Source organism: Streptomyces sp. NPDC059443, from assembly GCF_042750105.1.
GTDB lineage: Bacteria > Actinomycetota > Actinomycetes > Streptomycetales > Streptomycetaceae > Streptomyces.
Genome location: NZ_JBHYVM010000014.1, coordinates 56,778 through 69,144, shown reverse-complemented (window position 1 = coordinate 69,144; position 12,367 = coordinate 56,778). Strand labels below are relative to the sequence as shown.

Below are 12,367 nucleotides of genomic sequence, written 5' to 3'. Positions count from 1 at the left end.
CGGGTCAGGATGGTCCGTACAGGGGCGGGCGGTTGACCCATTCGCCGCGCCCGCCCCGGGTCCGGTTCCTACTCCGTGCGCAGGCGGAACCAGTAGAAGCCGTGGCCCGCCAGGGTCAGCAGGTACGGCCACTCGCCGATCGGCGGGAAGCGGACGTCGCCGGTGAGTTCCACCGGGACCCGTCCGTGGAACGACCGCAGATCCAGTTCGGTGGGCTGCGCGAAGCGCGAGAAGTTGTGCACGCACAGCACCAGGTCGTCCCCGTACTCGCGCAGGAAAGCGAGCACCGCCGGGTTCGACGAAGGCAGTTCGGTGTACGAGCCGAGCCCGAAGGCGGGGTTCGCCTTGCGGACCTCGATCAGCCGGCGGGTCCAGTGCAGCAAGGACGAGGGCGACGCCATGGCCGCCTCGACATTGGTGACCTGGTACCCGTGGACCGGGTCCATGATGACCGGCAGGTTCAGCCTGCCCGGATCACACGAGGAGAAACCGGCGTTGCGGTCCGGGGTCCACTGCATCGGCGTGCGGACGCCGTCGCGGTCGCCGAGCCAGATGTTGTCGCCCATCCCGATCTCGTCGCCGTAGTACAGCACCGGCGAACCGGGCAGCGACAGCAGCAGGGCGGTGAACAGCTCCATCTGGTTGCGGTCGTTGTCCAGCAGCGGGGCGAGCCGGCGCCGGATGCCGATGTTGGCCCGCATGCGCGGGTCCTTGGCGTACTCGGCGTACATGTAGTCGCGCTCTTCGTCCGTGACCATTTCGAGGGTGAGCTCGTCGTGGTTGCGCAGGAAGATGCCCCACTGGCAGCTCTGCGGGATGGCCGGGGTCTTGGCGAGGATTTCCGAGACCGGGTAGCGGGACTCTCTTCGCACGGCCATGAAGATGCGCGGCATGACGGGGAAGTGGAAGGCCATGTGGCATTCGTCCCCGCCCTTCTCGAAGTCGCCGAAGTAGTCGACCACGTCCTCGGGCCACTGGTTGGCCTCGGCGAGCAGCACGGTGTCCGGGTAGTGCGCGTCGATCTCGGCGCGGACCCGCTTGAGGAGGGTGTGGGTGCGCGGCAGGTTCTCGCAGTTGGTGCCCTCCTCCGCGTACAGGTAGGGCACGGCGTCGAGGCGGAACCCGTCGATGCCGAGGTCGAGCCAGAACCGGAGCGCGGAGACGATCTCCTCGACGACGGCCGGGTTCTCGTAGTTGAGGTCCGGCTGGTGGGAGAAGAACCGGTGCCAGTAGTACTGCTTGCGGACCGGGTCGTACGTCCAGTTCGAGGTCTCGGTGTCGACGAAGATGATGCGGGCGTCCTGGTACTGCTTGTCGTTGTCGGCCCACATGTAGTAGTCGCCGTAGGGCCCGTCCGGGTCCTTGCGGGACTGCTGGAACCACTCGTGCTGATCGCTCGTGTGGTTCATGACGAAGTCGATGATCACCCGCATGCCGCGGGTGTGCGCGGCGTCCACGAACTCCACGAAGTCGGCGAGGTCGCCGAACTCGGGCAGCACGGAGGTGTAGTCGGAGACGTCGTAGCCCCCGTCGCGCAGGGGTGAGGCGAAGAACGGCGGGAGCCAGAGGCAGTCGACGCCGAGCCACTGGAGGTAGTCCAGCTTGGCGGTGAGCCCCTTGAGGTCACCCACGCCGTCGCCGTTGCTGTCGTGGAAGGAGCGGACGAGGACCTCGTAGAAGACCGCCCGCTTGAACCAGTCGGGGTCGCGGTCCTTGACGGGGGTGTCCTCGAAGGTGTCGTGGACGGGATCGTTGATCATCATGAGGTGGGTGACCCTCCGGTGGGCGGGGACGGTCGCAGAGCCGCAAGTACGTGCGCGGGCGTGCGGCCCGGCTCTAGGCGCACGTAGTTCGCCCTGCCCCAGTGATAGGTCTCGCCGGTGAGCTCGTCGCGCACCGCGAGGGACCCGTGCCAGTCGAGGCCGAGTACCGGCATGTCCAACGAGACCGTCGCCTCCTGGGTGTGGTGCGGATCGAGGTTGACGACCACCAGTACGGAATTTGCCCCGGAGTGCTTCGAATAGGCGATCACCTGTTCGTTGTCGGTCGGGTGGAAATGGATGTCGCGGAGCTGCTGGAGCGCGGGGTTGCGGCGGCGCATCCGGTTCAGGGCCGTGATCAGCGGGGCGATCGTGCGGCCCTCGCGGTCGGCGGCGGCCCAGTCGCGCGGGCGCAGCTCGTACTTCTCCGAGTTCAGGTACTCCTCGCTGCCCTCCTTGACGGGGGAGTTCTCGCAGAGCTCGTAGCCGGCGTAGACCCCCCAGGTCGGGGAGAGGGTGGCGGCGAGGACCGCGCGGATCTCGAAGGCGGGGCGGCCCCCGCGCTGAAGGTATTCGTGGAGGATGTCGGGCGTGTTGACGAAGAAATTCGGCCGCATGACGGAGGCGGAGCGGGTGTCCGCGAGCTCGGTCAGGTACTCGGTGAGCTCGGCCTTGGTATTGCGCCAGGTGAAGTACGTGTAGGACTGCTGGAAGCCGACGGCGGCGAGGGTCCGCATCATCGCGGGCCGGGTGAAGGCCTCGGCCAGGAAGATCACGTCCGGGTCGGACTTGTTGATGTCCGCGATCACCTTCTGCCAGAAGACCACCGGCTTGGTGTGCGGATTGTCCACCCGGAAGATGCGGACGCCGTGCTCCATCCAGTGCCGCAGGACCCGTACCGTCTCCTCGATGATGCCGGGCATGTCGGCGTCGAAGTGGATCGGGAAGATGTCCTGGTACTTCTTCGGCGGGTTCTCCGCGTACGCGATCGTCCCGTCGGCGCGGTGGCGGAACCACTCCGGGTGCTTCTCCACCCACGGGTGGTCCGGGGAGCACTGGAGGGCGAAGTCCAGCGCCACCTCGATGCGCAGCTCGCGCGCCTTCGCCACGAAGGCGTCGAAGTCCTCGATGGTGCCGAGCTCCGGGTGGACGGCGTCGTGGCCGCCCTCGGTGGAACCGATGGCCCAGGGCACTCCCGGGTCCCAACTCCCGGCGGAGAGCGTGTTGTTGGGCCCCTTCCGGTACGTACTTCCAATGGGGTGGATGGGCGGCAGGTAGACCACGTCGAAGCCCATGGCGGCGACGGCGGGAAGCCGCTCGGCGGCCGTGCGGAAGGTCCCGCTGACGGGCTCGGCGCCGGGCTCCAGCACCGCCCCCTCCGACCGGGGGAACATCTCGTACCAGGAGCCGAAGAGCGCCCGCTTGCGCTCGATCAGCAGCGGCAGCGGCTTGGAGGCGGTGACCAGCTCCCGGTACGGGCGCTTGGCCAGGGTCTGCGCGACCCGCGGATCGACGGCGGCCGCGTACCGCACGGCGACCTCGCGGTCCTCGTCGCGCATCGCGTCGGCGGCGGCGAGCACGGTCTCGCGCCCGTCGCGCTTGGGAATCTTCGCGGCGGCCCGCTCGTAGAGCTCGGCGCCTTCGAGCAGCGTCAGCCCCGCGTCGATCCCGGCGGGGATCTTGATCGCCGCGTGGGCCCGCCAGGTGGCCACCGGGTCGCTCCACGCCTCGACGGTGTACGTCCACCTCCCCTCGACCTCGGCGGACACCCGCGCCCCCCACCGGTCGGTGCCGGGAGCGAGCTCGGACAGGGGCACGGGAGGCCGCAGCCGCCCGCTCGGATCGCGGAGCACGACATGGGCGGCGACGGCGTCGTGCCCTTCTCGGAACACGGTGGCGGAAATCTCGAAGACCTCGTCCACCACCGCCTTGGCGGGTCTGACGCCGCAGTCGACGGCAGGGCGGACGTCCAGCACGGGAATGCGACCGATCATGATGGGATCACCTGGGGGCAGTTCGCAGGGCTCGGTGACAACAGGCCAGCCGGCATGGCGGCTGGTAGTGCACGCTCTGTTCGCTCTGTTTCTAGCTGCTCGGAAGACGGCTGGGCTGCGGGCATGGCCGCTCCTGTCCGCGTTCACTCGGGTGGCGGGAGAGGTCGGGGGGAGGGTGCGCCGTGCGCGTACCCGGGAGCCCTTCCCACTCCAGCCCGGACCATTCCGCGTCCTTGGTTAACTACTCGTACGTACTCGCACGGGTATCCCCAAGCCCCGGCCCGACTTCCGCCGATGCTCCGTCAACTCGGAAAGGACTACCGGATGTCCACCGCTCCGCTGTTCCGGTACGCGGGCCCGCCCGAACTCGCCGCGGCGGTACTTCCCGGCGCCCGAGGCCGGGCGATACGCACCCCGGCGGACCTGGACGCCACCGGACCGGCCCCGGGAGAGCCCGGGGAACCGCACACCTACGTGGTGGACGCGACAGGCACGCTGCGGCCGTACCTGGGGAAGCTGTTGGAGGCCGCGGGCCCGTAGGGGGTCGGTCGAGGCGCCATGGTCCGGCCGGGGTCCCGGCGCTAGCCTTCCGAGGGTGACGCTCGCGGTGCACAGCGTGGTGCGGCCGCTTCGATCCGTAATCCCCTGCGAAGGTGGAACGCGTGAAGGCTATCCGTCGATTCACCGTGCGCCCCGTCCTCCCCGAGCCCCTTTCGCCGCTCGCCGATCTCGCGCGCAATCTGCGCTGGTCCTGGCATGCGGAGACCCGGGAGCTCTTCCAATCCGTCGATCCCGAGGGCTGGCAGGCAGCCGGAGGGGATCCCGTCCGGCTGCTCGGCGCCGTGTCCGCCGCGCGGATCGCCGAGCTCGCCGGGGACCGGCGGTTCCTGCGGCGGCTCGCCGTCGCGGCCGCCGACCTCGATGACTACGTCCACGGCGGGAGGTGGTACCAAGGCCACGAGGCGGCCGCGGAGCTGCCCGCCGCCATCGCCTACTTCTCCCCCGAGTTCGGGATCACCGCCGCTCTGCCCCAGTACTCCGGCGGGCTCGGGATCCTCGCCGGGGACCACCTCAAAGCCGCCAGCGACCTCGGCGTACCCCTCATCGGCGTCGGACTGCTCTACCGGCACGGGTACTTCCGCCAGTCCCTCTCCCGGGACGGCTGGCAGCAGGAGCACTATCCGGTGCTCGACCCCAACGAACTGCCCGTCGCACTGGTGAGGGAGGAGGGGGGCGCCCCGGCCCGGGTCTCCCTCACCCTCCCCGCCGGCCGCGCCCTGCACGCGCACATCTGGCAGGCCCGGGTCGGCCGGGTGCCGCTGCTGCTCCTCGACTCGGACGTCGAGGACAACGATGCCGTGGCCCGCGAGGTGACCGACCGGCTGTACGGGGGCGGCAGCGACCACCGGCTGTTGCAGGAGATGCTGCTGGGGATCGGCGGGGTGCGGGCCGTACGGGCCTACTGCCGGATCACCGGGCATCCCGACCCCGAGGTGTTCCACACGAACGAGGGACACGCGGGGTTCCTGGGCCTGGAGCGCATAAGGGAACTGGAAGGGCAGCAGGGGCTCGGATTCGACGCCGCCGTCGAAGCCGTCCGCGCCGGGACCGTCTTCACGACGCACACCCCCGTGCCCGCCGGCATCGACCGCTTCGACCGGACCCTGGTCGCCCGCCACTTCGGCGACGGCGGCGAGCTGGCCGGCGTACCGGTCGGCCGGATCCTGGAGCTCGGCGCCGAGACGTACCCCGGCGGCGACCCGGGGGTGTTCAACATGGCGGTCATGGGGCTGCGCCTGGCCCAGCGGGCGAACGGGGTCTCCACCCTGCACGGAGCCGTCAGCCGGGAGATGTTCGCCGGGCTGTGGCCGGGCTTCGACCCCGCCGACGTGCCCATCACCTCCGTGACGAACGGGGTGCACGCCCCGACCTGGGTGGCGCCCGAGGTCGTCAGGCTCGGCGCGAAGCAGATCGGCGCCGGGCGGACCGAGGACGCGCTGTCCGTCGGCGGCTCCCAGCGCTGGGACGCCGTCGCCGACATCCCCGACCAGGACGTCTGGGACCTGCGCCGGGTCCTGCGGGAACAGCTGGTGCAAGAGGTACGGGACCGCCTGCGCGCCTCGTGGCGCCAGCGGGGGGCCGCCAACGCCGAACTCGGCTGGGTGGACTCCGTACTCGACCCGGACGTGCTGACCATCGGCTTCGCCCGCCGGGTCCCGTCCTACAAGCGGCTCACGCTGATGCTGCGCGACCCCGAGCGGCTGCGCCGGCTCCTGCTCGACCCGGACCGGCCCGTGCAGATCGTGGTCGCGGGCAAGGCGCACCCGGCCGACGACGGCGGGAAGCGGCTCGTGCAGGAGCTGGTGCGGTTCGCCGACGACCCGCGCGTGCGCCACCGGATCGTGTTCCTGCCCGACTACGGCATGGCCATGGCGCAGAAGCTCTACCCGGGCTGCGACGTCTGGCTCAACAACCCGCTGCGGCCCCTGGAGGCGTGCGGCACCAGCGGCATGAAGGCCGCGCTGAACGGCTGCCTCAACCTGTCCGTCCTGGACGGCTGGTGGGACGAATGGTTCGAGCCGGACTTCGGCTGGGCCATCCCGACCGCCGACGGCCTCGGCACGGACGAGGACCGGCGCGACGACCTGGAGGCGAACGCCCTCTACGACCTGATCGAGGGCCGGGTCGCCCCCCGGTTCTACGACCGGGCCGGACGCGGCGGACTCCCGGTGCGGTGGATCGAGATGGTCCGGCGCACCCTCGTCTCCCTGGGACCCAAGGTGCTGGCGGGACGGATGGTGCGGGAGTACGTGGAACGGCTCTACGCGCCGGCCGCGCTCGCCCACCGCGCCCTGACCCCGGACGCGGCCCGGGACCTCGCCTGGTGGAAGGGGCGGGTCCGGGCGGCCTGGCCGCAGCTCACCGTCGAGCACGTGGAGGCCCTGCCCGCGGGCCCGGTCGGCGGCACCGCCGAACTCGGGGCCACCCTCACCCTGCGCGTCCAGGTCTCGCTCGACGCCCTCGCGCCCGAGGACGTGGAGGTACAGGCCGTCGCGGGCCGGGTCGACGCCCAGGACGTGATCCAGGGCGGGCGGACCTTCCCGCTCAAGCCCGCCGGCGGACCGGACCTGGAGGGCCGCTGGCTGTACGAGGGCCCGCTCGCCCTCGACCGTACGGGGCCCTTCGGGTACACCGTACGGATCCTGCCGGCGCACCCGCTGCTGGCGACCCCGGCCGAACTGGGCCTGGTCGCCGGGCCGGTGGACACGGACGCGGGAGGCGGCGTACTCCTGCGGTAGCAGGGGCCCGGGAGACGGGGCCTCAGAGGACGGGCGGCGGGTCCACCAGCCGCCCGTCCTCCACCAGCAGCCCGGCCCGCTTGACGTTCAGCAGGGTCGGGATGACCTCCACCTGGCGGATGCCGGGCACCGCGCCGATCCGCTCCGTCAGGTACGTGTACAGGGCGTCGGAGTCCCGGCACACCACCACGGCGAGCAGGTTCGCCGAACCCGTCACCGCGGCCGCGAACGGCACCTCCGGGTGGCTCGTCAGCGCGGCGCCCACCCGGGCGAGCCGGGCCGGGGCCACGGTCAACATCAGGGTGGTCTCCGCCTCGTACCCCAGCGGCTGCGGCACGACCTCCACGTCGAGGTACATCACCCCCGTCTCGCGCAGCCGCTCCAGCCGCCGCCGGGCCGTGGACTCCGACAGCCCGGTCGCGCGGGCCAGCTCCGGGTATCCGGCGCGGCCGTCCTGGGCGAGCACGGCCAGGATCGCGAGCTCGGTGTCGTCGAGCACGTGGCGCTCGGTCCCGGCGTCCGCCGGAGCCGGCGGCTCCAGGGCCGCCACCTGATCGGGGCGCAGCACGTCCAGGCCCAACCACCGCTCGGGACCGCCGCTGAACCGGCGCAGGATGTTGTGCGCGGAGACCCCGGTCACCCGGCGGGTGCGCGGCAGTTTGTCGAGCAGCAGGGCGTCGCGGTCGGCCCGGTTGCGGGCCTTGGTCATGCAGTGGATGTCGGTGCCGCCGGAGCCGAGCTTCACCCAGGCGATGTCCGGGCGTCGGGCCAGCGCGGAGGCGACCGCCCGCGCGGCGTCGGGGGCGCACTGGACGCGCAGCCAGGATTCGGTGAGACCCACGCGGCTGCCCAGCGGCAGCCCGATCACCCGGACCATGCCCCGCGCGTGCAGCCGGCGGTAGCGGCGCACGACGGTCTGGTCCGAGACCTCCAGCACCTCGGCGAGACGGCTGAAGGGGGCCCGGCCGTCGATCATGAGCGCCTGGATCAGCGCGCGGTCGAGGGTGTCCAGCTCCGTGGTCTGCATGGTTTCCATCATCTCAGGGCATCCGATGGCGGGAATCCGCCGGATCTGGTCCATTGGGTGGGGGGTGCGGGGGCCGGGCTGACACCTTGAGCTCATCGAAACGCCCCCGTCCCACCCCAGACCCGCCGCATCCCGGATCCGGCGGATTCCCGAGGAGTCCTCCCATGCGTAAATGGCTGCCCCTGACGGCGGTGTGTCTCGGGGCGTTCATGCTCCTGGTCGACGTCACGATCGTGACCGTCGCCCTGCCCGACATGGCCACCGACATGCGGACCGGGTTCTCCGGCCTCCAGTGGGTGATGGACATATACGCCCTCGCCCTGGCCGCCCTGCTCCTCGGAGCCGGATCGCTCGCCGACCGCATCGGCCGCCGCCGCGTCTACCTCGGCGGGCTCGGGCTCTTCGCCGCCGCCTCGCTGGCCTGCGGTCTGGCGAGCGGACCGGCCGCGCTGATCGCCTTCCGCGCCGTCCAGGGCATCGGCGGCGCCGCGATGTTCGCCACCACCATGGCCCTGCTCAGCTCCGCCTACCAGGGCCGCGACCGGGGCGTCGCCTTCGGCGTCTGGGGCGCGGTCAACGGAGCCGCGGCCGCGGCCGGTCCCATCATCGGCGGGCTGCTCACCGAGCAGTTCGGCTGGCGCTGGATCTTCTTCATCAACCTGCCGGTCTGCGCCCTCGCCGTGTACGTCACCCTCAGGGCCGTCACCGAGTCCCGCGACCCGCACGCCAAGGGCCTGGACCTGCCCGGCATGGTCACCTTCACCACCGGAGCCGCGGCCGTCACCTACGCCCTGATCCGGGTCGGCGAGAACGGCTGGACCTCCGCGACCACCCTCGGCCTGTTCGCCCTGAGCGCGGCGGCCTTCGCCGCCTTCGTCCTCGTCGAACTGCGCAGCTCCCGGCCGATGCTGGACCTCTCGCTGTTCCGCAGCCCGACCTTCGTGGCCGTCATGGCCGCCGCGCTGCTGATGTCCGGCGCCGCCTTCGGGTACATGATGTTCATCTCCCTGTGGCTCCAGAGCGCCGAGGGCCTGGGCCCGGTCGCCGCCGGCATGACGGTGCTGCCGTTGAGCCTGGCCGCCTTCGTGGTCGCCGCCGTGACCGGCAAGCTGATGCACGGGGCCCCGGCCCGGCTCACCATCGGCGGCGGGCTGTTCCTGATCGGCGCGGGCGCCCTGCTCCAGGGCTGGATGCTGGACGACGGGGACGGCTGGACGGCACTGGCGGCCGGTCTGGCGGTCACCGGTGTGGGCGTCGGAATGATCTCCCCGGCCCTCGCGGCCGCCGCGATGGGGGCCGTGCCCCCGGCCCGCGCCGGGATGGCGGGCGGCGCCCTCAACACCGCGCGCCAGCTGGGCATGGCGCTGGGCATCGCGGTGCTCGGCGCGGTCTTCCAGTCCGGGCTGGAAGACGGGCTGGCCGGCTCCGGTCAGCCGCACGGCACGGCCGAGGCGCTGGCCGGGGGCGGGGCGGCCCGGCTGCTGCACACGGTTCCGGCGGCCAGGGAGTGGGTGGACGCGGCCTTCGCGAGCGGGCTGCGGGACACCTTCTGGGTCTCGGGGGCGATGGGCCTGGCGGGCGTGGTGATCGTACTGGCGCTGGTCCGCCGGCCCGCCGCGGCTCCGCAGGGTCCGCAGGGTTCGAACGGTCCGGTGGGTCCGCGCAGCGGCAAGGACCCGGCCGCCGAACGCGCCGCCGCCTGAGCGGTCTTGGCCGGCGCGCGCAGCACCGTACGCAGCCTCGTCCACAGCCCCGTACGCCCCGAATCCCACGCGGATCCGGGGCGTTGCGGCGTTCGGGCCGCCGTGGGGACCGGGAGGGTGAACCTTCGAACGCGCCTCCGTGCCAAATCGTTTCGGCGGGACCGTCCGCTCCTACGCTGCCCGCGGATGCCCACCGGACCAGGCATCCGAGGAACCCGAGGAACGGACTCCCCATGCGTCTTCGCACCACCGCCACAGCACTCGTCGGCGCTCTCGCGATCGTCCTGCCGACCGCGGGGCTGTCGTACGCAAACGACCACGACGACCGCGAGCACCTCGGCACGCTGCACTACCGCTTCGTCGACGAGGACGGCGAGCACCGTGAGGGGAGGATCCGCCCGGCGGACAACGACACCTGCTACCGCCTGACGAACGCCAGCGGGCGCCGTGCGGCCCACCGGGTGGAGAACGACACCGAGTCCCTCGCCGTGCTCTTCCAGGACCGCAATTGCGGAGGGACGGCGCAGGCGGAGCTGGAGCCGGGCGAGGTGTTGCGGGACACGGAGGTGCGCTCCGCCCTCTTCAAGCCGACCGACAACGACGACCGCCACGAGGGCCGTCATGACGGACGCCACGACGGCCGTGACGACGACCGTGATGACGAGGGCCGCCACGAGGGCCGCGGTGACGGCCGCGGTGACGGCCGTGACGACGACGACCGCAGTCACGCCGCCCCCCGCGCCGCCGACGGGCCGGCCCGGTCGGCCCGGTCGGCTCCGGACTTCTTCGCGTCCATCTTCCGCGCCATCGGCTGACCACCCCTGACCACCGCTGAGCACCATCAGCTGACCACTGCCGGTCAGCGGGACGGCCCGGCACCCCCGAGGGGGTACCGGGCCGTCCCGCGTACGGGCGCCGCTCAGCCGGCGGCGGGCCGGACCGCGCCGTCCGACAGCCAGCGCACCACGTCCGCCGCCGTGTACGGCTCGGCGTTCGGGGCGAGCTCCGGCAGGAACGACAGGTCCTTGCCGATCGTCACCAGCGGGGGCTCCACCCGGCCGTGCGGCCGGCGCTGCGCCAACCCGATGGTGGCCAGCAGGCCGTTGCACAGGCACTGGCGGCCCTTGGTGTCGGCCTCGTCGCCGCCCTTGCGCACGTACGCGGCGACCGGCTCGGCCGCACAGCGGTAGACCAGGCCGCGCGGACCCCGTACCGGGGTGCGCAGGAATCCGAGGTCGCAGACCCGGCGCCGGGCCGCGGCCACCTCCGGCTCGGAGACGGTCCCCGGCAGGTCCGCCACCTTGAAGGGGAACGAGGTCGGCGAGGCCTCGGGGTCGTTGCGGACCGAGAGGGTGCCGGTGTGGGCCCGGTCCAGCAGCTCCTCGCGCAGGTGGCGGACCATCCCGGACTCCTCGCACAGCGCGAACGCGCTGCCGACCTGGACCCCGGCCGCCCCCGCGGCGAGGGCTTCGGACACCGCCCCGGGACTGGCCTGGCCGCCGGCGAGCCAGAACGGCAGCCCCAGGGCCGTCATCTTGGCGAGATCCGGGTCGTCGCGCGGGCCGTAGACGGGCTCGCCGGCCTCGTCGAGCTTCATCGGACCGCGGGGCGGGGCGCTGTGCCCGCCCGCCCGGCTGGTCTCGATCACGAAGCCGTCGGGGCGGGTGGCCTCGTCCCGGGCCAGATAGGTGGCGAGGACCGGGAGCGAGACGATGGCCAGGACGTGGGGGCGGCGCAGCGGGCCGGGCAGGTGCCCGGCGAGCAGGGCGCGGGGGTCGAAGAGGTGCTCCAGGGGTTCCTCGTCGCCCTCCACATCGATCTTGTTCACGCAGCGTTCGTAGCGCGCCAGCCTTGAGGCGAGGGCAGGGATCTGACCGGGGACTCCCGCGCCCACGAGCACGTAGTCGACGCCTGCCAGGATCGCGCCGAACATCGCGGGGGCGGTGGCGAGCTGGATCTTCTCCAGGTAGTTGATGCCGATGACACCGTCGTGTCCCTCCTTGGCGAGCCAGACCTCGGCGAAGTTGCCGAGGACGGTGAGGATTTCGGCCTGCGATCCGCCCGTCGCCCGCAGGCGCGGGGTGGTGCGCATCGGTGCGCCGTCCGCGAGGCCGCCCTCGCGGAAGTAGAGGTCGAGCGCGGTCTGGGCGAGCTCCGGCAGCGGGAAGGCGGCCAGGGCCCGGCGGGCGTGGCCGCCGGGGTCGCCGGTCTGGAGCACGCGGGCCAGTACGGCGTCCAGGGCCGTTCCCGAGACCACGCCCAGCTGGCCCTCGCCGGAGACGGCCTTCGCCAGCCGCCAGCCGGAGACGCCGACGCCCATGCCGCCCTGGATCAGCCAGGGGTGCTGTGCGGCGGGGGCTGTCGTGGGGGTCTGGGGCATGGGTCACGTCCTCGGAATCACCCGAACCTACGGTTCCGTAGGTTCGCTGATTTCCACTATGACCCCGGAGCGGCCCGCCGGAAGGCGCCGAAGGTCCCGGCCCCGGGGGGAACTGGACCCTGCCCGGCGGGGGCGAATGGAACAGGACGTGGAACAGGGCCGCCCGGGGGAGTCTGCTCCCGGGCGGCCCCGTGATCTAGCGGT

Annotated in this window: 8 protein-coding genes; 4 read left to right on the top strand and 4 right to left on the bottom strand. The window is 72.2% G+C overall.

Going from position 1 to position 12,367, the window contains the following annotated elements; translation table 11 throughout:
* Positions 1–68 precede the first annotated feature (68 nt).
* Together treS and ACFXDJ_RS16060 are read right to left on the bottom strand one after the other, a co-directional pair.
* Positions 69–1,763, bottom strand: a complete 1,695-nt coding sequence (gene treS, locus ACFXDJ_RS16065) for a maltose alpha-D-glucosyltransferase (protein ID WP_384654924.1) — start codon at positions 1,761–1,763, stop codon at positions 69–71.
* On the bottom strand, positions 1,760–3,754 hold the full coding sequence (locus ACFXDJ_RS16060; RefSeq protein ID WP_384654921.1) for a maltotransferase domain-containing protein: 1,995 nt from the start codon (positions 3,752–3,754) through the stop codon (positions 1,760–1,762). The genes treS and ACFXDJ_RS16060 overlap by 4 nt, the downstream gene beginning before the upstream one ends.
* Before the next feature lie 324 nt (positions 3,755–4,078).
* Here ACFXDJ_RS16060 and ACFXDJ_RS16055 point away from each other — a divergent pair, with 324 nt between their 5' ends.
* The gene (locus ACFXDJ_RS16055; RefSeq protein ID WP_384654919.1) at positions 4,079–4,294 is read left to right on the top strand and encodes a hypothetical protein; all 216 of its coding nucleotides are present in this window, start codon (positions 4,079–4,081) and stop codon (positions 4,292–4,294) included.
* Between the two features lie 122 nt (positions 4,295–4,416).
* Positions 4,417–7,053, top strand: coding sequence for an alpha-glucan family phosphorylase (gene glgP, locus ACFXDJ_RS16050; RefSeq protein WP_384654916.1), 2,637 nt, complete (start codon positions 4,417–4,419; stop codon positions 7,051–7,053).
* 22 nt (positions 7,054–7,075) lie between these two features.
* On the opposite strand, the gene ACFXDJ_RS16045 is transcribed toward glgP, so the two are convergent.
* Positions 7,076–8,080, bottom strand: coding sequence for an Lrp/AsnC family transcriptional regulator (locus tag ACFXDJ_RS16045; RefSeq protein ID WP_384849251.1), 1,005 nt, complete (start codon positions 8,078–8,080; stop codon positions 7,076–7,078).
* Between the two features lie 164 nt (positions 8,081–8,244).
* Here ACFXDJ_RS16045 and ACFXDJ_RS16040 point away from each other — a divergent pair, with 164 nt between their 5' ends.
* Complete coding sequence (locus ACFXDJ_RS16040; protein ID WP_384849248.1) at positions 8,245–9,783, top strand: MFS transporter; 1,539 nt, start codon at positions 8,245–8,247, stop codon at positions 9,781–9,783.
* A 233-nt stretch (positions 9,784–10,016) separates the two neighbouring features.
* A complete protein-coding gene (locus tag ACFXDJ_RS16035) occupies positions 10,017–10,598 on the top strand; it encodes a hypothetical protein (protein ID WP_384654907.1) in 582 nt (193 codons plus the stop codon).
* A gap of 104 nt (positions 10,599–10,702) precedes the next feature.
* Here ACFXDJ_RS16035 and ACFXDJ_RS16030 read toward each other — a convergent pair whose 3' ends face one another.
* On the bottom strand, positions 10,703–12,163 hold the full coding sequence (locus ACFXDJ_RS16030) for a nitronate monooxygenase (protein WP_384658751.1): 1,461 nt from the start codon (positions 12,161–12,163) through the stop codon (positions 10,703–10,705).
* Positions 12,164–12,367 lie beyond the last annotated feature (204 nt).